Origin of the sequence: Pseudomonas sp. C2B4 (assembly GCF_013359695.1) — a bacterium.
Classification (GTDB): Bacteria; Pseudomonadota; Gammaproteobacteria; order Pseudomonadales; family Pseudomonadaceae; genus Aquipseudomonas.
In genome coordinates this window covers 1-21,259 of the sequence record NZ_JABFMU010000023.1, presented here as the reverse complement: position 1 = coordinate 21,259, position 21,259 = coordinate 1, and the positions used below count along the sequence as shown (strand labels likewise).

The 21,259-nt window shown below is 50.9% G+C and carries 21 protein-coding genes; 9 read left to right on the top strand and 12 right to left on the bottom strand.

The window, feature by feature from the left end:
* Position 1 precedes the first annotated feature (1 nt).
* The 9 genes from HNQ83_RS16205 to HNQ83_RS16165 are packed head-to-tail and all read right to left on the bottom strand — an operon-like array spanning position 2 to position 7,088.
* Positions 2-793: a TrbG/VirB9 family P-type conjugative transfer protein gene (locus tag HNQ83_RS16205; protein ID WP_094933917.1), complete on the bottom strand. Its 792-nt coding sequence runs from the start codon at positions 791-793 to the stop codon at positions 2-4.
* 25 nt (positions 794-818) lie between these two features.
* Entirely contained in the window at positions 819-1,484 is a 666-nt protein-coding gene (locus tag HNQ83_RS16200; protein ID WP_094933916.1) for a type IV secretion system protein, read from the bottom strand.
* A 3-nt stretch (positions 1,485-1,487) separates the two neighbouring features.
* Positions 1,488-2,351, bottom strand: a complete 864-nt coding sequence (locus HNQ83_RS16195; RefSeq protein ID WP_094933915.1) for a type IV secretion system protein — start codon at positions 2,349-2,351, stop codon at positions 1,488-1,490.
* Complete coding sequence (locus HNQ83_RS16190) at positions 2,339-2,743, bottom strand: hypothetical protein (RefSeq protein WP_094933914.1); 405 nt, start codon at positions 2,741-2,743, stop codon at positions 2,339-2,341. Before HNQ83_RS16190 ends, HNQ83_RS16195 begins: the two co-directional genes overlap by 13 nt.
* Positions 2,736-2,948 carry a hypothetical protein gene (locus tag HNQ83_RS16185; protein ID WP_094933913.1) on the bottom strand — a complete coding sequence of 71 codons (213 nt, stop codon included), beginning with the start codon at positions 2,946-2,948 and terminating at the stop codon, positions 2,736-2,738. Before HNQ83_RS16185 ends, HNQ83_RS16190 begins: the two co-directional genes overlap by 8 nt.
* Positions 2,949-2,975: 27 nt before the next feature.
* Positions 2,976-3,650: a type IV secretion system protein gene (locus HNQ83_RS16180; protein WP_175389883.1), complete on the bottom strand. Its 675-nt coding sequence runs from the start codon at positions 3,648-3,650 to the stop codon at positions 2,976-2,978.
* An 8-nt stretch (positions 3,651-3,658) separates the two neighbouring features.
* Positions 3,659-6,343, bottom strand: a complete 2,685-nt coding sequence (locus HNQ83_RS16175) for a type VI secretion protein (RefSeq protein WP_256669010.1) — start codon at positions 6,341-6,343, stop codon at positions 3,659-3,661.
* Positions 6,330-6,623: a VirB3 family type IV secretion system protein gene (locus HNQ83_RS31645; protein WP_169882272.1), complete on the bottom strand. Its 294-nt coding sequence runs from the start codon at positions 6,621-6,623 to the stop codon at positions 6,330-6,332. Before HNQ83_RS31645 ends, HNQ83_RS16175 begins: the two co-directional genes overlap by 14 nt.
* A 3-nt stretch (positions 6,624-6,626) precedes the next feature.
* Positions 6,627-7,088 carry a TrbC/VirB2 family protein gene (locus tag HNQ83_RS16165; protein ID WP_169882270.1) on the bottom strand — a complete coding sequence of 154 codons (462 nt, stop codon included), beginning with the start codon at positions 7,086-7,088 and terminating at the stop codon, positions 6,627-6,629.
* 939 nt (positions 7,089-8,027) lie between these two features.
* Here HNQ83_RS16165 and HNQ83_RS16160 point away from each other — a divergent pair.
* From HNQ83_RS16160 to HNQ83_RS16125, 8 genes are all read left to right on the top strand, one after another.
* Positions 8,028-8,801, top strand: a complete 774-nt coding sequence (locus HNQ83_RS16160) for a ParA family protein (RefSeq protein WP_218585540.1) — start codon at positions 8,028-8,030, stop codon at positions 8,799-8,801.
* 10 nt (positions 8,802-8,811) lie between these two features.
* Positions 8,812-9,738 (top strand): ParB/RepB/Spo0J family partition protein, encoded by a 927-nt coding sequence (locus HNQ83_RS16155; protein ID WP_169882266.1) that lies wholly within the window; start codon positions 8,812-8,814, stop codon positions 9,736-9,738.
* Positions 9,735-10,076 carry a TrfB-related DNA-binding protein gene (locus HNQ83_RS16150; protein WP_169882264.1) on the top strand — a complete coding sequence of 114 codons (342 nt, stop codon included), beginning with the start codon at positions 9,735-9,737 and terminating at the stop codon, positions 10,074-10,076. The genes HNQ83_RS16155 and HNQ83_RS16150 overlap by 4 nt, the downstream gene beginning before the upstream one ends.
* Positions 10,077-10,080: 4 nt before the next feature.
* Complete coding sequence (locus HNQ83_RS16145; RefSeq protein WP_169882262.1) at positions 10,081-10,497, top strand: hypothetical protein; 417 nt, start codon at positions 10,081-10,083, stop codon at positions 10,495-10,497.
* Between the two features lie 267 nt (positions 10,498-10,764).
* Positions 10,765-11,394 carry a recombinase family protein gene (locus tag HNQ83_RS16140; RefSeq protein ID WP_169882260.1) on the top strand — a complete coding sequence of 210 codons (630 nt, stop codon included), beginning with the start codon at positions 10,765-10,767 and terminating at the stop codon, positions 11,392-11,394.
* 471 nt (positions 11,395-11,865) lie between these two features.
* Complete coding sequence (locus HNQ83_RS16135; protein ID WP_169882257.1) at positions 11,866-12,435, top strand: helix-turn-helix domain-containing protein; 570 nt, start codon at positions 11,866-11,868, stop codon at positions 12,433-12,435.
* Between the two features lies 1 nt (position 12,436).
* Positions 12,437-12,946, top strand: a complete 510-nt coding sequence (locus HNQ83_RS16130; RefSeq protein ID WP_169882255.1) for a hypothetical protein — start codon at positions 12,437-12,439, stop codon at positions 12,944-12,946.
* 10 nt (positions 12,947-12,956) lie between these two features.
* On the top strand, positions 12,957-14,225 hold the full coding sequence (locus tag HNQ83_RS16125) for a DUF1173 family protein (RefSeq protein ID WP_175389882.1): 1,269 nt from the start codon (positions 12,957-12,959) through the stop codon (positions 14,223-14,225).
* A 647-nt stretch (positions 14,226-14,872) separates the two neighbouring features.
* Here HNQ83_RS16125 and HNQ83_RS16120 read toward each other — a convergent pair.
* Complete coding sequence (locus HNQ83_RS16120) at positions 14,873-16,051, bottom strand: Y-family DNA polymerase (protein WP_372241909.1); 1,179 nt, start codon at positions 16,049-16,051, stop codon at positions 14,873-14,875.
* A 338-nt stretch (positions 16,052-16,389) separates the two neighbouring features.
* On the opposite strand from HNQ83_RS16120, the gene HNQ83_RS16115 reads away from it, so the two are divergent.
* On the top strand, positions 16,390-19,293 hold the full coding sequence (locus HNQ83_RS16115; protein ID WP_175389881.1) for a TrlF family AAA-like ATPase: 2,904 nt from the start codon (positions 16,390-16,392) through the stop codon (positions 19,291-19,293).
* A gap of 85 nt (positions 19,294-19,378) precedes the next feature.
* On the opposite strand, the gene HNQ83_RS16110 is transcribed toward HNQ83_RS16115, so the two are convergent.
* Both HNQ83_RS16110 and HNQ83_RS16105 read right to left on the bottom strand, forming a co-directional pair.
* Positions 19,379-19,813, bottom strand: coding sequence for a TetR family transcriptional regulator (locus HNQ83_RS16110; RefSeq protein ID WP_175389880.1), 435 nt, complete (start codon positions 19,811-19,813; stop codon positions 19,379-19,381).
* The coding region (locus HNQ83_RS16105) for a tyrosine-type recombinase/integrase (RefSeq protein WP_256669009.1) at positions 19,803-21,259 on the bottom strand (1,457 nt) is incomplete at its 5' end. The genes HNQ83_RS16105 and HNQ83_RS16110, both read right to left, overlap by 11 nt.

Here is a 21,259-nt window from a genome sequence, read left to right as displayed (position 1 = left end):
GTTATGCCCCTCCCCCATCACGCGCACCCCGAGTAACTGTGCGCTTGTACGGATTCGCCAGGTTTTCAACACAGATATAGGAATTGCCGCTGCGCACTACGAACATGCTGGCCAGACGCTGAACAACCCAGTACTCGCCCTCGCGGCGTGCATTGACCATCGCCTCGGTGCCGTCAGGCAGTACGCGGTAAAACTGCGGCAGATCCGCACCTTTTTTCATCAGAAACTTGGTGAACTGACCGTCATCCATGACGCCCTGCAGGCCGATGGCTTCTTTGTCACCCGAATAGCCGTAGTTGATGTTCGGGGAGGACGGAGTACCGGTGCTGGTAATTGGCCCAGTAGCGGCAGGCGCTGGGGCTTCCGATGCATTGTTATACGATGTGACACGGCTGGTTGGATAAACGAATCGGATCAGGTACGACTGACTTGTTTTCGCCGTCGTACTGTTGAGCTGAAAGTAATACGTCCGTTTGGATGTAATCACCGTCATGTTTGTGTCCGCATTGTCTTCCACGGGCTTCAAGAAAACCCGGTTACGGAATGGCATGCTTTGCCAGGAGATCGTATCACCAAGTGCAACAACCTTGACCAATTCATCCGCTTCGAACTCAATAGATGTTTGGTACCCGTATGTTCCGACCAGCTCGTAAACTTGGTTTGGATCATAGGGAACCTGTTTGACACGGTTGTCGGAGGACAGAGCCCTCGGCAACTTTGCAGCTTGTGCGTTAAATGCACACAGAGCCAAACTCAGGGCAATAGCTGTCGGTAGAACGAACTGTTTTTTCATGATTAGTTTCCTTGGGGGGAATGAATTACTGGCGGCTCAGTTCTTCACTCTTACGGTATAAAGTTGCCAAAGTGCCAAACGGGTTTTCCCAACGATCACCCAAAGCTCTAGGAATCATCGTATGTGCAACCTTTATCGTTGCCAGATAGGAAGTAACCTTTGGCTCTTTATCACCCCATTTGTGATTGGTTGAAATAAACATCACCTGATACTCATCGCCAATCTTGTTCATGCGCTTGGGTTGGGCTTCGATCCAGTCGTTTTCCCCGAGCGATGCGTATGGATTGCGCGCATTATCAGGGCTGATTTCCTTCTCATATTCGACCGCGACATTGCGAGTCATGTATGTGTGGCAGGTATCGGACAGCTGTTGCTTGCGCCGAGGGTCAAAGGTGTTACAAGCACGTATGAAGTCAAACAGAACGCCTTCGATGATAGCCTGCTCTTTGTCGACGTTTTCCGCCGTAACGGTGCGCTGTTTAAGCACTTCACCATCGGCGCCGATCACCGTCACCACATTGACGAACGTCTTGGTTTCAGCCAGGAACGCAATGGCTATGGCCAACCCAACCACGGTTAGTGCAAACGCACCATTCAGAAAATAACCACGGTTACGTTCTTGTTTTACCTTCTTGTGTTCGAGTTGACGCTTACGGCGCGCAATCTCATCTTTCTTTAATGTATTGTCCATTGCTTATTTCCCCAATCCTACGGTTCGCAATGCCATCATTGCCAGCGAAGAACCACCGACTGTTGCGCTGGTAGCAATCGCAGCAGCCCACCCGCGCACTTGCAATAAGCAGATGATCAACACGCCTTCAACGATGATAAGAGTTCCCCATTGTTGAGCGGTTATCAACGCAGCATCCGAAATGGTGGCTGTATTGGCAACTTCGTCAATTGCTTGGCCGAAAATCGCATATCCAAAACGAACAATTGCGATGGACAATATGTAAATCAGCGAGAAGTTAAGCATTTTGCTGAACCAGCTCATTGTCCATTGACGCGTCTGCTCGAAAAATATGAATCCGATCAGTATTGGCAAAATGCACATAATGATCGCTGCACCAAACTTGGCAATCAGCATATTCAGGATTGCAGCGATAAAAAGAATGCAGTTAACCGCAAACAAACCGGAACCCATGATAATCATGCCGAACTGACGCCAGCTTACGTTCATCAACGTGCTTGCAACCTGACCGACATTCACATAAAGCGCATCAAGCATAGAAGTGCTATCAACACCTCGACTCATGATTTGTGCTGCAATCGTTTCAGTCCAAGTCCCCCAAATCTGATAGAGCGCCGATCCCCCCGTCGACCAATTGAGCGTCAGGAAGACCATAAACGTAAGCATTGCCCGTTTAACAATGTCCCACGGCGCAACAGAGATTTTGCCGTTATAGGTCTGAATACCCAGCACTGCCCAATAAGCGACGGCTATTGTCCATACTAGGGGCTCTACCAAGTTAGCGAGATTTGGGAAGACCTCGGCGACAAAGCTAGTCGTCACATCATCGGTCGCCCCAATCAGGCCCTTGAGGGTTAGGTCCGCCATGGATTCGATGCCCCGTACACAGACTTGAAGTGCGTGATGACCTCGGAAGAACGGAAGTCATCAGCACCAAGTGTCACACCCGTTTCGGCTTTGATCTCTTTCGACGTTTTGTCGATGCAACCAGCGACCAGGCCCCCTTTGTACGATGGGTTCTTCATGTAGATCTCGGCGAAGCAGGTCCCCGGAAACCACCTGGCCACATCAGCTTTAGAGGCTTTCAACAACGGGTTGCCCAAGGACGTTTCGATCCGTACTGGAGCATCGCCATTGGAAACCGCAGGAGCCTCGCTTCCGAACTGATAGGTGGTGGTGTTGACGTAGATGATGGTCCCCACGACAAACCCGGCGATGACCACGCATACGGTATTGGTGACGGTGAAGAACTTAGGCATTGCGGGCCTCCTTGGCCTGAATAACGAAAGGCTTGAACTCACAGGCGCATGGCGACTTGTCGATCTTGCCGGTGTTGGTTACACAGCCCGACGCGGCAGACACGATGACGAGCAGCAGCATGAATTTGCCAAACCGGTAGAACAGCCACAGAGGCCCCCAAGCCGGTACGGTGATGATCTTGAGAATCAGCCAAAGAGTTTTCATGTGATCTCCTTTTCTCGCACGCGAGAATTAGTCTTTTTTCCAACGGAAGAACTGTTCGTTCTGCGACGTTGCTTGGTTTTCCTGATTCGCCAGATTCGCCTGCAGGTTCATGTTCAACGCCTGCAATTTGGACTGGGCCGAAGTCAGCATCCCGTTTTCAGTGGCAATACGGTTTTGCAGATCGGCGGCGTCCTTCGCGTTGGTGGTGTTATCCACTTGCATTGACATCGTGGTCAGGTTGTTCAAGTGAACCTGTACCTCGCTGTACAGCGCTTCACCGGCGGACATGGCGGCAACGACAGAGTTAGAGCTGAGTTGATAGCCGCGTGCGCGATTGCTATCCGGATTAGCGAACAGCTCTTGCGGCAAGGTGTTGACCAGTTCCTCGTAATGCGACTGCTTACTGCCGTAGGCACCAGAGTTCTGACGAGATACCACCTCTTGCCAGGAACCAGGCACCACGGACGCGGAATTGATCGAATCATTCAGACCGATAGAACCACGGCCATAGGAACCGCGCATGTTGTTCATAATGTTGGTCTGAGTTTCGTACTGCTGCTTGAGTACCTTGAATTGCTCTTGGAGCTGGAGCAGCTCTTGAGCCATCGCGGCAGCGTTTGCGTAGTCGAATGTAGGGACACCCGCGTTCGCTGCACCACCGAGCGTAAGAGTTATCGCTGTAGCAAGACCTAGTTTCTTCATACGAGCCATCATTTGATCGCCTTTAAGTTATGGGTGTTGTTGGCCTTGGCCTCTGCCATGAAAACTGGCACCCAGACCTCGGGGTCATTGGTGCCCAGGCGCTCAATGATTGAGTACATCAAGGCCACACCAACATCGTTTGAAGACAGGACCGGGATGAAATCGGACAGGTCTTCTTCAGGGTTATCGGAAGTCAGGTCGAAGCACGCACGAATCGATTCCTGACCGCGACGAATCAAGAACTTGCGGTCCTTTGGATTCAGCTCGCGCAACCACTTCTTTTCTTCCTCCGTCAGGTTCGTGTGGTCTTCGTCTTTCACCGAGTCGCTGGCCAGGTAGATCTTGGTCACGGTCTGCTTGTCGATGGAGTCGGTTTCACTGTGGAAGTATTTCGCGTCAGGGGTGATGAAGATCAAAATCCCGTTTTTACGGCGGATCTGCATGATGAAATTATCAATCCGATTGCGCCAAAAATCGTTTTTGACCAGGTTCTGGCCTTCATCCAAAACCAGAATGAATGGCCTGCCATCCATAGCCTGCTCAATGCAGTGCAGTGGGTAGCTCATCACGACAGGCAGTTCCGGGCGCGCATCGCCACCTTTCATCAGCTCCGACATTTCAAAGCAGTAGTGCCGGGATTTACTGAGATCGAAAGTATCGGTTTCGTTATCAAAAACCCCGGCGTTTGCGCCTTCGATTCCTTTGGCACCGTGCCAAATAGCCATAATGTCGGCTAAAGCTCCGTGCCCGTAAGTCCATACGACATTGCGCAACCGGCGATTTTCGTATGGCAGCTCGTAGTTCTCGTTTACCGCATCCTTGAACCGCTTAATGTCGTCGGCCTCAGTGGGGGTGCTTGCGTAGCACTCCCGCATCTGGATCTGTAGATCGATGAGGTAGGCACGGTTCTCAGCCGTATCAGGCAACTTGAAAGGGTTCCAACCCATGCTGTTGTGTGGTGAAAGGATCGAATGAACGCCACCCATAGCCATCATGAAAACGGTGGCCCCGTACCGCATGTCAAACCAGTACACCACCGGCAAGGCTTTGTCCGCTTCACTGACCGTTTCAGCGATCAATGCGGTTTTACCCGACCCGGTGCCTGCGGCCACACCAGTGTGGCCAGCGACCATCCCTTCCAATTCACGGTGGTAGTTGAAGTTATATTGAGTGCCGCTTTCCGTTTCGAAAGCAGTGATTGCAGGGCCCCATAGGTTGCCGTCACGACGTCCGCGAGCAAAGTTGTGCAACGACGCGAAGCCCGCAAAGTTGGTTGACTTGATCTTTCCCCGGCGACCGATAAGAGCTTCTTGTTGACCAGGTAGCTGCGACCAGTAGAACGTCTCAAGGGCCAACCACTCACGAACCGACTTGACGTTCAGGTCGACAAAACAACCCTCGATCAAACCCACCGCATCATCCAGTCGCTTCACATTGGCTTTGCGACTCTCGGCGTTGGTGTTGGCGTCTGAGGGAACGTGAATGAAAATGGTCAGGTGATGTTTGCCATTGACTGTATCGCCACGGCGCAAAGCACGGATACCCTCTGCCAGTTCCTTTGCATCGTCCTCCGAGATTTTGTGTGGATCCGCAACCTTGAGACGCCGAGTTTCATCCATCATTGCGGATTCAGCTTCAATGCGGTTTTCAAAGAAAAACGACTGAGTGATGATGAATTCAACAGGCTGTTGGAGAAATTTATTCATCATGCGCGACGGTGTACGACGCGGCCATTCGGCCATGCTCAACATGGAACCGATGCGAGCTGACGTACTGCCTCGAATCTCGCACATGTTCGCCAGGATGCGGAAATTCAACCGGGCATAGGGCAACGCCTCCTTGATTTTCAGCTCAGTGACGGGGATTTTCCGATACTCAAGGTTGATCAAGTAGTTGAAGAAGCTACTCAGCTCGCAGTATTCCTCGCCCAGGTAATCATAAACAGCTTCCGCGTCGTACTCATCGTGATCCCCAAGCTGGACCTTGAAGTCCTCCCATTTCCATTGGAAGCGGGACACTGCTTGATATGCAGCTTCGCGATCAACTACACCATTGGTTGCGGTCGGATGACGCTGAATGCGAAGACGAGTAGCGCCGTAATCGGACAAGCCTCGCAGTACAAGGTTTGCTGCCTTGTAGAGCGAGTCGGCCATCGCTTCATGTGTCTCGCCAGCTTCATCCGCAGCGGAGTTACCAGTAACCAGCGCCAATGCACGATCCATGAGTCCAGGCACGCCGGAGCGAAAGCGATTGCGGACCAACGAGATATAGATCTCGTTGACGTAGAAACCTCTGTTCTCATAGCGCTTGCGCAACCGGGCATTGAAATACTTGGAGAACCAAGTACCGCCCTGCCCTTCGGGAAAGTCCGTTACCTTGCGACGAATGACATGAACGTAAATGGCAAAATCGCTGCTCGCCACCGTGCGCAGCACAGTATTACGGCGTTCTTCAAACAGCTTGATTTGCGTGCTGGTGAGCGAGTCAAACATCAGGCCATCGATCTTGATGACCTGCACCAGTGAATCCTCGCCGGTGATGACAGTTTGATCGTCATAATGCACGTCATACGGCACCATCTCGCTGACCACCAACTCATCGAGATCCTGATCGGACCCTTCTGGATGTTGGACACCAAGCGAAAGATCCATATTTCGCACTAGCTTATTAAAAGCTTTATCAACGAGGCGCATAACTTCTATATCCCCACAGTTTACGTAGTCGTGATGCTCTCAACTTGAATGCTGCTCTAAGCACACCGAACAAGTACACGTCTTTGCTACAGATCCAGTACGCAGCGGCAAAAAGTATTGGCATCGTAGCGAGCACATAAAGTGATCGAAGTAACAGTGCTGCTAACACTGGGGTTATAAGGCTGATCAAAATACTCGATAAGGTAAACGGCCCCACCATTGATGGCCGGGCCATCGCCACTACGAGCACTTCACCTTCATCAGGATCTGGCTCGGCCATGGATTACCTCAAGCTTGATTGAGCGCCTTCTTTGATCGTGTCGACAAAGTTCGGGGCAAAGAACACCAGGAAGATACCGAATACGGCCCAGCCAAACTGGCCCCACGACATACGACCGGACTTCGCCTGGAAACCGCAGAACGCAATGGCTGCGATACCCAGGTAGTAACCAACGTCAAAGATGAGGAAGGACACAAAGTCCTTGGCCATGCCCTTCAATCCGCTGAAATCCAGTGCAGCGTTGGCGAATTCAGGGATCAGGGCGAGCGAGAGAATCGACCCCAGCGTTGCAAACTTGGTAGCCTTGGCCACCCAATCATTACGCATCATCGCTTTATGCGACGGGGTCTTTTGCGAAAGAACGCTTTGCAGGGTTTGTGATGCTTTGGCCTTGAGCCAAGTGCGCCAAGTTTGTTTGTTCAGTCCTTCTATGTTGCGTCCAACTTTGGAAGTTTGAGATTGCATACCATTGCCTCTTTCATCATGACGGGGGAACCCCGTAGGTTACTGTTATTACTCTAAAAGGATTGTTAGGGCAGGTTTCCTTTATGAAGTCGATAGCAGTATCGGCATTCTTGAATAACCTGGTTTTCCCTAACGCGGTTACAACGTTGTAAACCTGTCCCGTCGAAGGACTTTCAATAATTAATGCCCACTTCCGTCCGTCGCTTTCGATTCGTTCCTCAAGAACGACGCGGTAGTCCGGCTGTGCGACGGCGAAAACCGCCAACTCTCTTTTGTCTAGGCTCTGCATCATTTCCCCTGGGCAACCGTTCACTAGATACAGGGGCGATACTGGAGTCCTACACGTCTTTGATCTAGATCCCACCTCTCATTTCTTCCCTCTATCGGGTTTTATTCCATGAAATCGCTGTTTCGTGACACAGAATATTCATTTCATTTGACGAAATCAAGGTTTCATTCTGAAAAATTTGGATCCATGCAGATAAAAAACGAAAGGCCTAGCCCCAGGCATTAGCCCGGCTACGGTTATGGTTCTATAAGTGTTTGAAAGGGCTGCGAATTTCCATATTCACGTCATCGAGTGGTGCAAGGCTGTGCCTTGCCTAAGAGCGGATGTGGCACCACGACAGTGCTTCACGCGCTAATGACAACGGAAATGACATTTTGTTACAAACAGGAGACGAACGGTCAGAATGCCCGGTCTAGAGAGGTCGGGCGGCGGACAGGAGCCGCCCTGATCCGCCACCCTTGATCAGTGCCCTATAGATGCGCAAGGAAACGCCCCGCTCTATAGACCCCCGACCCGGTGCCGATTTTAGCAGGCTGCCTATTTCTCGCATGCGAGAAAGAATGCAAAGTAAACCCTATTAAGGTGTTGACCAAGGGGTTTACCCATGCAAGGATGTGCCTACACAAATCAGCGCTCACCGGAGAATACCCATGGCGATGAAAGTCACAACCGTGGCGAACCAGAAAGGCGGCGTCGGCAAAACGACTATTGAAGTCCATCTTGTCAGTCTCGCAGCCGAGCAAGGTAAACGCGTTCTTGTCGTCGACCTCGATGAAGGCGATCTATCGCAGTTCTACCCGCCTCTCGAAGACGGGGACGACACAACCTATGTCCAATCAAGCATGCTATTCAGCGACGAATATAAGGGCTTGTACCCTCGCCAGGTCGCGGCAAACATCTGGCTAATCGAGGCCGATGTTCCATTGCTGGATGTTGACGACATGGATCTCAGCATCGTGACCAGGTTGAAAGAAGCGCTCGATCACTTCTCCGCTGATTTTGACCTCTGCATGATTGACACACCGCCCAACCTGCAACGCCGGATGATCGCCGCGCTCGCAGCATCTGACGCGGTGGTGTCGCCTTTCAATATCAGCGGATTCACACTCGCTCGCATGCCCAAGCTTCTGTCCACTATCGAAGCTGTGCGTGAGCAGTACAACCCGAACTTGCAGTTCCTCGGTTTTCTTCCAAACCAGATCAACAGCCGATCAACCAATGAAATTGACCTGTTGCCAAGCCTTCAGGAGAGCTATGGCGATGCCATGTTTCCGGTCCATATCGTTCACCGGCCATGCATCAACTCGGCACTCGCTAGCGGCAATCCGGTTTGGTGGAAAGCGAAATCCGGTAGTCAGCGTGCTGCAGGACGGGAAATGAAATCTGCCTGTGCCGCTGTTCTTGAGAAGGTCTGGTCAATCTGAGGTAGATCACATGACGAAGAAACCAAATCCTTTTGGCAGGGCCGTTTCTGCGACTGCAAAAAAACTTTCGGATTTTCAGAAGAAACCGGCGCTCAATGATGGTGAAACCATCATCGGCGTCAGCACCGGTGAAATACAATGCATCAAGCAGATTCGAAACCGTAATAACCCCGGGTTTTCCAAGGAGTCGCTTGAGGAGCTGGGCGACGACATAGAACAGAACGGACAGATCGAGCCTGCAATTCTCCGTCCCCACCCCAACCCCGAGTCAGGTTTCAAATACCTGATGGTTGCAGGTGAACGCCGTTACCTGGCTTGCGAACTGAAAGGCATGTTGCTGAAAGCGGTTGTGCGTGAACTTACAGACGCACAGGCCAAGCGCATCCAGCGTTCTGAGAACGTACACAGCGAAAACCTCAGTCAGCTGGACATTGCACTCGCTCTGAAAGCCGACAAGGACGAGCTGGGAACCCTGCAGGCGGTTGCTAACGAATGGAACAAAAGCCTCAATTGGGTAGCGGAACGCATCGCTTATCTGGAAAACGTAACCAGTGACGGGGCCAGCCGTGAGGCTGTTACCAAGGGCATCACCGCGGATATATCGACTGTCAATGATCTAGGTCGCCTTGGTCGCTTGGACAGCGCTGCAGCTGCTGACCTGCTACAGCGTGCAGACGCAAATCCAGATATGAACGTGCGGACAGAGGTCAGAACAGCGCTGCGCAACACCAAAGCCCTGCGCGTTCATGGCGGGTCAAAGACGAAGGCCAAACCCGCAGGCCCTGCCCTTCTCGATGATGAACTCGACAAGTTGCGCGAGGCGAATACCGTCCTGTCCGCACAGGTTGAAACCCTGCAATCCGAAATCGACTATCTCAAAACCGAGCTGGACAAAGCGCGAGCCGCCCAGGCCGAGAACTGGAAAGCACCGGAATGAGTAGCCGAGTTGCTGACCAGGACCTACGGATCCCGCCCGATGAATTCGAGCGGATCCGTTCAAAATCAAAGATGCATGCCCGCAACCTCGATGTTGCCTATGAGCTGCTGGTTGAAGGCAAGGGCCTTGTAGCCGTTGCAAATGCACATGGGCTCACCAAGCAACGGGCACTTGCCATTCGCAACAAAATTTATTCGGCATACCTGATGAAGACCCCCGAAGGCTGGAAGTGCGCGCAGATCTGCGCACCCACCGACATGATCGATCGCTTCGTCAAGGAAGCCGACGCGGTACGCGTGCGCTACTGGCAGAAGAATTCAATGAATCACAAGGAGTAGGCCCATGAGCAATGACAAACCAGTCACCATGAAAGAGCTGTCCGAAATCCTACGGCCTCTATCCGAAGCTGTGAGCAGAATCGACCAATCATTGTGGCTGATGGCTCAGCTTCAACTTGCCGCTGAGTTCGAGCCAGAGCAAATCGAACGGCAGAAGCACTATCAAAAATTAGCCACCGCCGAACTGAATTACAAGAGCGCACGCGAAGCTCTGACCGAAGCCCAGAACAACAAACCATTGCCTTTACCTGATGTTGGCCACACCGAGCTGGTGAAGCTGCACGGGAAGGAGAAAGCTGACGAACAGTACAAACCCGTGATTGATGCTATGGCGCAGATATCAGCGGCATCTGATCACCGCACGGCAATTGAAAATGCTGCGCCTGTACTGACAAGGCTTCGTGAAGCGTGGAAGCGCTGAAACAGCAACATGGTGCCCCTGTATAGTACGACACAGGGGCATAACCTCCGGGCTTAGCGACATCCTCACCCACCGCAGCGCCTGCACGAAAAAGCGAGTAATCAATGTGACGGGTTGCCCCTGCTAGGTGTGATCACCCTGTCATATTTGGGTATATCTCAAGTAAGACGCGGCGGCGCTCTGGATCTTCACGAACGATTCAATTTAAGTGACAGCCTTTCTGATACACTCACATGAACACACCCAAAATGATACAGAGAGGTTTACATGTTCGTGCGTGCTTACCTCCGAGCCTCTACCGAGGATCAGGACGCCAGTCGTGCCCGTGATCAACTGGAAGAATTTGTTGCAAGCCACGGAAAGGTTATCGCTGCCAGTTACATGGAGAACATCAGCGGCGCGCTCGCTGATCGGCCAGAGCTTCAACGCCTTCTGAACGATGCGCGCCGGGGTGACGTAATTCTGGTTGAAGCTATTGACCGGCTGTCTCGTATGAACGACCAGGACTGGCGGGCACTGAGAACGGCGATTGACAGCAGAGGGCTGCGAATCGTAGCTGTCGACCTGCCGACTAGTTACCAGGGCCTCACTTTGCCATCTGGTGACGAGTTCACAGATCGAATGTTGGCCGCGATCAATTCAATGATGACGGATATGATGGCGGCAATCGCCCGGAAGGATTATCTGCAGCGTCGGCACCGGCAGTCGCAAGGCATCACCAAAGCCAAAGCCGCAGGGGTCTACAAGGGCAGACCGGCAGATCTGGAACTACGAAAGCGTGTTAGTGAGCTTTTGGCCGCTGGCCTAGGGATCCGAGCAATCGCCCGTCATGCAGCTTGTTCAACAACGACCGTGATGCGTATCCGTGACGAACTGGTCGAAGGTTTATCCAGTTGAGCCGGTTGGGAATGAATGACTAGCGAAGGCGTAGCCGTAGTCTGTCATTCGTTCACGACTGGCCGCCGCCGGCAGGCGACCTTGAGTCCCTAACAGCCACTGCATGAGTTGGAGTGGTTAGAGATCATAAGAACCAGGAGATAGAAGCCCTTGAATTACGGGGCTTCCAGGGCATTGCCTAGCTCACGACTTGAGCGAACCTCAGTTCACCTACTTTGCACCACCATCGCTCACTATCCATGAGCTAACCCCCGCTCACTATCTGTGAGCTAGGTTAGCTCACTATATGAGCTACCCCCCCATGAGCTACCCCTCGCTCATCCTTGAACGATATCCCCCATTTTGTGAGAGATAACGTGCATGGATGCACTACCTATCGCTCACTGCATGAGCTAAGATAGACCTACCTTGTTAGATATCTTCCAAATTTGCACGATATCTAACACGCTAACACAGCTTGCCGGAGGCACAATGATTGATGACGAAGGGGAAGTCCGCGCACTGGTCCAACCGACACAACGCGGTACATGGGTTCAGACCGAACGAGCGGGACACGAAGCATGGGCAGCTCTCATCGCTCAAGCGCCGAGGGCCGGGCAATTGATGCACATCATCGTCCAGCATATGGATAAGTCCGGCGCATTGATCGTCAGCCAGTCGACCTTGGCAAAGATGATGGACACGTCCATTGCGACCACGAAGCGAGCAATCAGCGTCCTGGCCAAGCACAACTGGATTCAGACGATCAGTGTAGGTGGGCAACGTGGCGGAACACTCGCCTACGTGGTGAATAGCCGGATCGCATGGGCAGACAAACGCGAAAATCTGCAATACGCCCGCTTCAATGCTCGGGTGCTTATATCGTCAGAGGACCAGGCCGATCTTGGCAGCGACAAACTCAAGCAACTGCCGACCATGGATGACGGCGAAATCCAATTGCCATCCGGCCCAGGTATGGCACCACCGGCGCAAGACTCATTAGAGGGAGTAGACCTGCCTGATATGCCTTCGATTCCGCACAGCGAAAAGAAGGAACCCTAAAATGACGAAACCCGCAGCACGGCAATGCTTGCGGGTTTCTAGGTTTTTTGCGAAGGAGCAAAAATCCACGCGCCCATCATACACCGTGGCCGTGGGTATTTACAGAGCGCGCCGAACTGGCGTCAGCAACCACACGGAGATCCAACCAATGTCTTCAAGCTATGTACGGGCTCAGATCCGGCATGTGGAAGAAGTTATTCAAAGCGACGGGCCTGATGACTTTTTCACAGGCCCTGACCATGACGTCTATGAGGTTCTGGTCGAACACGGCCCAGCGGCCGCTTTTCTGGATTGGTTTCAGCAGGAAGATCCCTACGACCTTTGCCGGATCGGCGACACCGCGCAGTTTATCGATTTGGGCAGCGCCAAATCCCCGCACGATGGCGCTGTCATTGACTTCACATTCGACGAGTTTTTCCCTCGCTGGCTGGAAGCTGTCGCGGACGTGGCCAAGGCGCATTTAGCGCGCATGGCCAGCACCGCTATCGACGCGCTCCACGACGATCCGTAGGAGTCATCTTATGTCTGATCAACGATACGCCGTGACCATCGTTCACGGTGATTCAGTCAAGCAGTACAGCGAGCAGTTCCAAACTCAGGCCAGCTATGCAGCACCTTGGAAAGCGGTACTGCAGAAAGCTCACAAGCAGGCGACCGTCAGTTGCCAATGCCCTGGCACTGGTTGCCGCCTCCTTGCTGTACGGCATATGTCGGATAACGATTCATTCCACCTTTCGCGTTATCCACGCACCGGCGCCGAACACGCCTTGGATTGCGTTTACTACTCGCCAGATCCCGATAAATCGGGTCTTGGCTCGTACAGCAAAGGCGTGGTTGAAGAAACGTCCGAGGGTGATCTCAAGATCAAGCTCACCCTCTCGTTACGCAAGAAAGAGCCCGCAGACACTGGACAGGCACCCGAAGCCACCGGCAGCAGCTCGGGCAGCGGCAAAGCCACAAAACCGGCCATGACCCTGTTGGGCTTGTTGCACCTGCTTTGGAATGAAGCAGGGCTCAATACATGGTCGCCGGGCATGGCAGGTAAACGCGGGTTGGGCCTCGTTCATAGCAGGCTACAGGACGCAGCAGATCGAATGCTTGCGTCGAGAATGCGGATCGGTGATGCGCTTGTCATTGCGGCAGGATCGAAGGGGTTTCAATCCGAGGCCAACGAGCGGAAGGTCAAGAGCGCGATCAAGAACAACCGTCGCTTATTGGTGATCGCTCCACTTGCAGGCCATACCGAAGACCGAGAAAAGACCGCAGCTCGCTACCTGACCATCACGGGTTTCAATGGCGTGCCTCGCATGTTCCTCGATGACGAGATCTGGTCGACCGTTGCTCGTCGATTCAAGCGTGAGCTGTCGGCCTGGAGGCAAGGACGGCGGGTTATAGCGATTGTTCAGACCGATCAACCCACGGAGCCGGGTAAAGCACAGGCGCTCAATGTCGCGTTGATGGTGGTCAGTGACGAGTGGATCCCGGTGGAATCCTCTTATGAAGCGGTGATCGAGGCGAGGTTGCGTGAGGAATCACGCAGGTTCGTCAAACCCTTGCGATTCGACTCAAGCGAAGACCAGGTATTCCCCGACTTCTGGCTGATGGACGCCAGTGCCGGCACTGAATATCCGATGGAGGTCTATGGCCGCTCCGATCCTAAATATCTGGCACGTAAAGAGGTGAAGGCCACTTACTACCGGACTCATTACGGAACTGGGTGGTGGGCATGGGACGCAAGCTCCGATCCGCAAGGCAATGCAATACCGGAATTCCCATCTGTTCGGACGTAAGACTTTCTCGCACGCGAGAATTCGTATGCGCCTAAACGAAAAAAAACCGCCCTAGCAAGCTAGGGCGGCCCTACAACTGGTGTTACAACATCAGCGGATCACTGCCCGTTAGGACAAGAAATCATGATGATCACGAATGAATTCCCAGGCTGACTTGAGCATGCTCAAGGTTCGCAAGGTGCTCCATACGTGGCTCAAAATATTTAGCATACGCTTCATATTCCATGGCCTCCGTGTTGGCTGGCCATCCTTCCAACGCCTGTGCTGGCACTCAGCGCTTTAGGTACGAGTGACTGTATCTAGTGGAAGTACGACCGGGGGTTGGCCCTCCCAAAACATCCACCAGCACGACTTTCTCAGGGTCGTGTCGGGAGGGGTGGTACAGCGAAATCTTTACGTCCAGCCCCTTCCACTTGATACAAATCGCTCATAAGCGTGGGCATCATACCGCATCTTCTCAGCTTTGGAATGGCATCATGCCAGCGTGATCGGCAGTGACGTAGGATGAGACGTAGTGATTGACATACGTGTCAACTCTTTCTACTATCGACCTCAGTGACTGTATCTAGTGGAACCGCTGGCCAGGTCTCTCAACCAGACCAGCAAAAAAGACCGCCCCTCTCAGGCGGTTTTTTTTTGCCTGCGATTCAGCATTTTACTGTCCACATCTGATCCCAACTGGTCATGTAGCTAGGGCTCAGCAGAGCCCTACGCATGCCCCAGTCCGGCGACAGGGGCACAGCTGCAGTGCGTAAGCAGTCATGTCCCCACCGTCTATTGATCTTGTCCATAACGCTCATGAGCGCGTCAGTGCGCGCCGGTTGACTCGGCGTGAACAGATCTTGCGTGTACTCACCACGCTTTCGCAGATCCATCAACATGACCTCAGCTTTGCTGTACGCAAAGCCCGGCCTGTAGATGCCTTCCAACGCACGCAGCGCGTGCTTTGTCAGCACGCGCACGTCATCTGTTGGGTAGTCGGGAATGACCGTGGCTGCATTGGCGTACTTCGGACCGTCGCCATGGATCGAGGTCTGTATGCCGATCCGCAGGCCACCGCACAAAGATCGCTGCTTGCGCAGCTTCTCAGCGGCCTTGTGGATATAGGTGGCCAACGCCTGGCCAAGCCCCTCGATTGTGTGGACGCGCTGACCAAACATCTTGCTTGAGCAAATGGTCTGTTTGTCCGGTGGGCTTTGTTCCATGTCGATGCAGGACTCGCCGCGAAGCTCCCTGATCGTGCGTTCCAAGACCACTGAGTATTTGCGGCCCATTGTTCGCGGCTCAGCGTGCGATAGCTCCCACGCTGTTTTAATGCCTTCACCGGCCAGGTTATCGCGCATACGCCTGCCAATGCCCCACACTTCTTCGACAGGCATCCGGCGCAACAACCACTCAACGGCCTCCGGCTTGCGCAGGTCTACTACACCACCGGTTTTCTCTCGCCAGATCTTCGAGGCATGTTGTGCTGCCTTGGCGAGCGTTTTGGTGTGGCCGATACCCACACCTACCGGCAACGCGACCCACTGCAGCACGCGCGCCTGAATAGCTCGGCCCACGTCCACCAATGGTTCGCGCTGGTCCTCTAAGCGTACAAAGGATTCGTCAATTGAATACTGTTCCACGGCACTGACCAGGGACGCTGTAGCCATGGCCATCCTGTGCGATAACTCGCCGTAGAGCGTGTAATTGCTGCTGAACGCTGCAACACCGTTACGCTCCAGAAATGCCCGGATCTTGAAATAAGGATCTCCCATCTTCAAACCAAGCGCCTTGGCCTCATTGGTGCAAGCAACGATGCAGCCATCTGAGTATCTGAATGACACTAACGGTTAGTAAACTGTAAGCCATTGATTTATAAATAAATTATTCATCTAACAGTTTTCAAGATTTTAGCATTGACGATTACCTTCTAGGTGATGCGCTCGAACGAGTGAAAGCTAGCGAAATGTTTCTACAGGTGTGTAAGCAGACGCCTAGCAACCCACGTTCCTGACAAGGCATGCTTCACCGTCCCTAGAGAAATGCCCACCCAAACAACGTTCACATATGCAGGCGCCTCGAAATCGGCTTCAATAGCATTGATGGCTCAATGCTACCCGCGCTGGAAGTAAAAAGAACAGTCACACTCAAAAGCTTGCAACTCTTAAATGGATGATTTGAAGTGAATAAGACTTACCCAAAAGGATCGGAATGGCGCAAGTGGGATCTTCATGTGCATACTCCTGCCTCTGTGCTCAGGAGTGAATTTGGCCAAGACTGGGACAGATATGTAACTGAACTTTTCACGCGAGCCATTGCAGCCGGAGTTAGCGCAATTGGAGTTACCGATTATTATCTGCCAGAGGGGTACAAGATTCTTAGACGGGATTATTTAGATAATCCTGAAAAGATGAAAGAACTCTTTGATGCCGAAACCCTCCTTGCAATTAACGAAATAAAAATATTTCCCAATATAGAGTTCCGAATTAACAAATTGGTTATTGGTAAAGAAGCAGATCTTTCCTGGAATCGGAAGGTAAACTACCACGTTCTATTGTCCGATGAAATACCTGTAGAAAAAATTGAAAGCGATTTCATTTCGCAAATCCAGATTTTTTTCAATGCTACTGTCGGCAGCCAAATTGAGCGTCGTCCACTGACAAGATCTAATCTTGAAGAACTCGGTCAGCGTTTGATTGCGGAACACCCGCCATTCGCAACAAGTGGCAGCGCATTATTCGTTGGGATGATGTGCGCATCTGTAGATGAAGACGAAATATCAAGACTTCTTAATCAGAATGCTTTTTTTAAGGATAGGCATCTGACAGCTCTTCCGTGCGACGAAGACCTTAGCGATGTCAACTGGAACTCACAAGGACACAATTTACGCAAAAACCTTATAAAACAGGCGCACTTCATATTTTCTTCAAACCAAAAAACGGCAGCATTTTTTCTTGGAGGTAAAGAAAAAGCTTCCTTCATAAAAGAGTTTGGAGCAATTAAAGCTTGTTTATGGGGTTCCGACGCACACAAATGGGATGAGCTATTCAACCCCGCAAAAAATAGACATACATGGGTCAAGGGTGATTTAACTTTTTCAGGCTTAAAACAGGTGATTTACGATCCTAGCTCAAGGGTTGCGATACAAGAGCTCTCACCGCAGCAAAAAAGCCCCTACCAGACCATTGAAAAAGTACGCTTCTTAAACAATGGGCAGCAGAAGCTATTTAGCGAAAAATGGCAAGTGCTCAATCCGGATCTGAATACGATCATTGGAGGGAAATCCTCCGGAAAATCTTTACTGCTCTATCATATTGCCAGAGCAGTAAATGCAGAAGAAGTTGATAGTAAAATGCAGTTAGCTAAGGCTTCGACTTACACGGGACTACCTTCTCTCGACTTTGAAGCGTGCTGGTCTAACGGCGATATCAGTCGACTTTCAGAAATTTCAGAAAAAAAACCTATCACATACATACCTCAGCTCTATATTAATCATCTGGCCGAGGAAGATGGAAGATCCCAACTCAACGCGCTAGTGCAAGACATACTTCTACAAAATTCAACATTTCAACAATTTTCTGAAACTCAAGAAAGAAAAATAGTTACAACCAACAAAGATATAAATCAGAAGATCGAATCTTTTTTTGAGCTTAGAGCTAAGTACGGCTCTCTAAACAAGGAGGCAGAAGCAATTGGAACCCGACCGGCTATTACGGCTGAGATTGAAAGATTGCAGAGTGAAATTAAAACTTTGCGCGAAAAATCCGGCTTCTCCGATTTAGAGGAACAAAAATACAAGCGTCTTTCGACTCGTAAATCAAGCCTTGAAAAGCGGGAAGCTATTATTTCAAAAATTGAGATTGGGAGTCAGCAGATATCCGCGTCTGTCACAAGTAGATTTAATGCTCAAATCGAAACCCTTAAAGACTTGATACTTGCTGATATAGATTTACCAAGCGAGTCAACCTTTACGAGCAACGCTCTTAACTCTTTAGAACGAAAGCTTTTGAACGCAGTTGAAAGTTTCAAACAAGAACTATCTCGCAGCATTCAAAACACACCAATACTAAATATAAAAATAGCAACTGAATCGAGCGAAATCGACAGGACACTTCAGCCCCTTTTAATTAAAATAACCGACCAAGCAACACTTGATCTTGCAACCAAAAAACTAAAAGCAGAGGAAGGAAAGCTAAAACAGTTGGATGATATTTCCGAAAAACAAACATCAATCAAAACACAAGGACTAGATTGCAAGCAAGAGCTAAGCGATCTATACACCCAACTTATACAAATCTATTACGATTATGCTAAAGAAACCTCAAAGCCGGACTATCAATTTGAAGAAGACATTGCGGTATCAGCAGAAGTCCTGCTGAATGAGGATAAATTCAACGAGTTTTCCCTGTTATTTGATCGACGCGGCAATATGAGCAATTTGTTAGGTGATCTTGTACTACCCACGGGCGAGCTAAATTTTAATATCGAAACTCATGCAGAACGTATCGCAAGCACACACTCGATCTATATAAAAAAAATCAACATTCCTGCCATTCGCAAAGGCATAGAAGATATTGAAGTAATTAGAAAGCTGTATAGCAACTGCTTCTATATCAACTATGTTGTTCACTATAAAAGCGATGACATTGCGACCATGTCACCAGGCAAGCGCGGATTGGTGCTATTAAATTTGATTTTGCACTTAAGCAACGCATCACACCCAATTCTTATCGATCAACCAGAGGACAACTTAGACAACAGAACTATTTACGACCAGCTGAAGGATTTCATCAGACAGAAAAAAAGAAAACGCCAAATAATTATGGTCACTCACAATGCGAACCTAGTGGTAGCAGCTGATGCGGAGTGCATAATCGTAGCGAACCAAGCAGGCCAACAATCGGATACTGCTGTAGACAACTATCGATTCGATTATTTCAGTGGAAGCTTAGAGTGCTCTTATGAGGCACCGCTGATAGGCGGCCCATTGAGATCTCAGGGCATCCGCCAGCATGTATGCGAGATCCTTGAAGGCGGAGTTACGGCCTTCAAGGAACGAGAACTCAAATATGGTTTTAAAATCTAGACCTTATCAAACAAGGACGTGAAACGTTTGTCTTTAGTCTTGTCTGGTAATGGGTCTGGGCAAAAAGAAAAGAGAGGAAACGTTCTCAATCAGGGGCCTTTTCGTTATTGGCCCCTGACTTCGGTACAAAGACGACAACTTTACCGTCAACGACACCCTTCAAGTGGGCCATTTCAAGTATCAAAACCTGGTTTACAGATGCCAATCGGGCGAGCTCCTCCAGAAGCTGCTCGTTTTCCGCACGAAGGGCACGATTTTTCTCCTTCTCAACCATCAGCGCCTGATGTTTCGAATCACGCTGGGCGCGCACTGACTTGCCCATGAGTGTGCGAATTCTCTCCGCCACCGCTGGGTACGTGTTGTGAATGAGGCCAGGTGTAACGCCTGCTGCTCGGGCAACCGAAGCGATGGAAATCTTCTCGTTACCTTCGACAAGGCCATCAATGACTTTATCAAGGGCATCTAGTGTTTTTGACCGCGAACGGCCAGGGGACTGCCCCTCAGTCGGCTTAATCGCCATTCCCAGCCTCGTTGGTATCGTCATTGATGGGAGATAGACCTAAGCTTGTGATGACATCCAGTGCGATCTGCATGTCGCGCTCTGCTCGCTGCCTAACAGCAGGGCCTGCATCCACGATTTTGATCAGCTCCTGCTGTTGGCTGTAAATGTCCTGCCACGTGCCAGCGAAAAACTCATCAATCACCGAGCTTTTGCATCCTGGGCAGCGTGTTGCTTCGTATAACCCAGCTCCACCGCAGCCCCGCTCCGTCGCAATGCACCAGCCGTGGCCAGTAGCACGAATGTTGGCATGTGGGGCCGTTTGGGCAAGTAGAGCGGCCCTATCTTTGATCGGAATAGCCCGCATCTCCACGATCTTTTCGCCGGCCCCGCCAGCCAATGGCTGATCATCGAGCCATGACTCGATCAGGTCGATTTTGAATTCGGTCATTTGCTGGAAGATTTCGTCAAAAAGGCTTAGATCTTGTTGCGGATTCGATGCATAGAGCTGAGTCATGCTCATGCTGGTATGTTTGAACTGCCATTTTAAATAGATCAGGGAGGTGCGGCCCATACGGGATTCTACAAAGCATCGAGCATAAGTTCGTCTACATTGGTGCGTCCTCAGTGGCCAAGTGCTCCCAGCAGCTTTGGCTAACCGATCAAATGCATAATTTGATGCCTGCCCGCTAAGGGCCTCCACATATTGATCCTGAATTCTTCCACCCGGAGCATGCCGTCCAAGAAATAGCTTTTTCGAGTCCCTTCGCGCCTTTTCCAGCCGGAGCAAATGTTCAGCGGGGTCATCTGGATTGGTAAGTTTTGCAAGAAGCCTGATCTCTTGATCTAGCTCCTTTCTGATAGCTACTGAATATTTTGCGAAGGTTTCAAGCGCGTTCAGAGTTAACTCAGGAACGAGATACTCTACGCGCCCTTTCCCAGTTTTGTGCTCTATCGTGGAAACCCAGCAAAACAACACGCCGTCTTTAACGACACGGCGCCAAGCTCCAACCTCGATCCCAATAGCCTCATCATTACGCATGCCGCTAGTTATTGAAACTATAAAAAGTACGGCATCTCTGCAAAGCACTGATAGCTGATCATCGCTAGGGTTGTATCCAATGCCATTGATCGAAAGCTCGGATTTCATATCCCGAACGACAGCCTCCGAAAAATTGAATATTTTCGACAGATCTTCAGGCGGGATTATATCCGTTCGACCTACGTTCTTGTTAGCAGCATCAAGCCCTTTTACCTTACTAATTCCACATATTCGCCATAGTGTAGAGTTGCCCCACGGATAACTCTGAAGCGGGAATAGCATATCGGCAGCGAAAATCCAAATGAAATCGATAATCCGTAGCCGCCCATACAAAGGAAGCGGCCTCAGTTTAAGTTCATGCTTACAATAATGGCTGGTTGCAGGATCTGAGTGCAACACGGTTATTGAATTGAAGCGGGAGCATC

Excerpts from the sequence above, each read along its gene's own strand:
- HNQ83_RS16195 (WP_094933915.1), bottom strand. The coding sequence starts at position 2,351 with ATGGCGGACCTAACCCTCAAGGGCCTGATTGGGGCGACCGATGATGTG.
- HNQ83_RS16110 (WP_175389880.1), bottom strand. The coding sequence starts at position 19,813 with ATGGCGATTAAGCCGACTGAGGGGCAGTCCCCTGGCCGTTCGCGGTCA.
- HNQ83_RS16175 (WP_256669010.1), bottom strand. The coding sequence starts at position 6,343 with ATGCGCCTCGTTGATAAAGCTTTTAATAAGCTAGTGCGAAATATGGAT.
- HNQ83_RS16165 (WP_169882270.1), bottom strand. The coding sequence starts at position 7,088 with ATGCAATCTCAAACTTCCAAAGTTGGACGCAACATAGAAGGACTGAAC.
- HNQ83_RS16125 (WP_175389882.1), top strand. The coding sequence starts at position 12,957 with ATGTCTGATCAACGATACGCCGTGACCATCGTTCACGGTGATTCAGTC.
- HNQ83_RS16200 (WP_094933916.1), bottom strand. The coding sequence starts at position 1,484 with ATGGACAATACATTAAAGAAAGATGAGATTGCGCGCCGTAAGCGTCAA.
- HNQ83_RS31645 (WP_169882272.1), bottom strand. The coding sequence starts at position 6,623 with ATGGCCGAGCCAGATCCTGATGAAGGTGAAGTGCTCGTAGTGGCGATG.
- HNQ83_RS16180 (WP_175389883.1), bottom strand. The coding sequence starts at position 3,650 with ATGAAGAAACTAGGTCTTGCTACAGCGATAACTCTTACGCTCGGTGGT.
- HNQ83_RS16150 (WP_169882264.1), top strand. The coding sequence starts at position 9,735 with ATGAGTAGCCGAGTTGCTGACCAGGACCTACGGATCCCGCCCGATGAA.
- HNQ83_RS16190 (WP_094933914.1), bottom strand. The coding sequence starts at position 2,743 with ATGCCTAAGTTCTTCACCGTCACCAATACCGTATGCGTGGTCATCGCC.
- HNQ83_RS16140 (WP_169882260.1), top strand. The coding sequence starts at position 10,765 with ATGTTCGTGCGTGCTTACCTCCGAGCCTCTACCGAGGATCAGGACGCC.
- HNQ83_RS16155 (WP_169882266.1), top strand. The coding sequence starts at position 8,812 with ATGACGAAGAAACCAAATCCTTTTGGCAGGGCCGTTTCTGCGACTGCA.
- HNQ83_RS16135 (WP_169882257.1), top strand. The coding sequence starts at position 11,866 with ATGATTGATGACGAAGGGGAAGTCCGCGCACTGGTCCAACCGACACAA.
- HNQ83_RS16145 (WP_169882262.1), top strand. The coding sequence starts at position 10,081 with ATGAGCAATGACAAACCAGTCACCATGAAAGAGCTGTCCGAAATCCTA.
- HNQ83_RS16160 (WP_218585540.1), top strand. The coding sequence starts at position 8,028 with ATGGCGATGAAAGTCACAACCGTGGCGAACCAGAAAGGCGGCGTCGGC.
- HNQ83_RS16185 (WP_094933913.1), bottom strand. The coding sequence starts at position 2,948 with ATGAAAACTCTTTGGCTGATTCTCAAGATCATCACCGTACCGGCTTGG.
- HNQ83_RS16205 (WP_094933917.1), bottom strand. The coding sequence starts at position 793 with ATGAAAAAACAGTTCGTTCTACCGACAGCTATTGCCCTGAGTTTGGCT.
- HNQ83_RS16130 (WP_169882255.1), top strand. The coding sequence starts at position 12,437 with ATGACGAAACCCGCAGCACGGCAATGCTTGCGGGTTTCTAGGTTTTTT.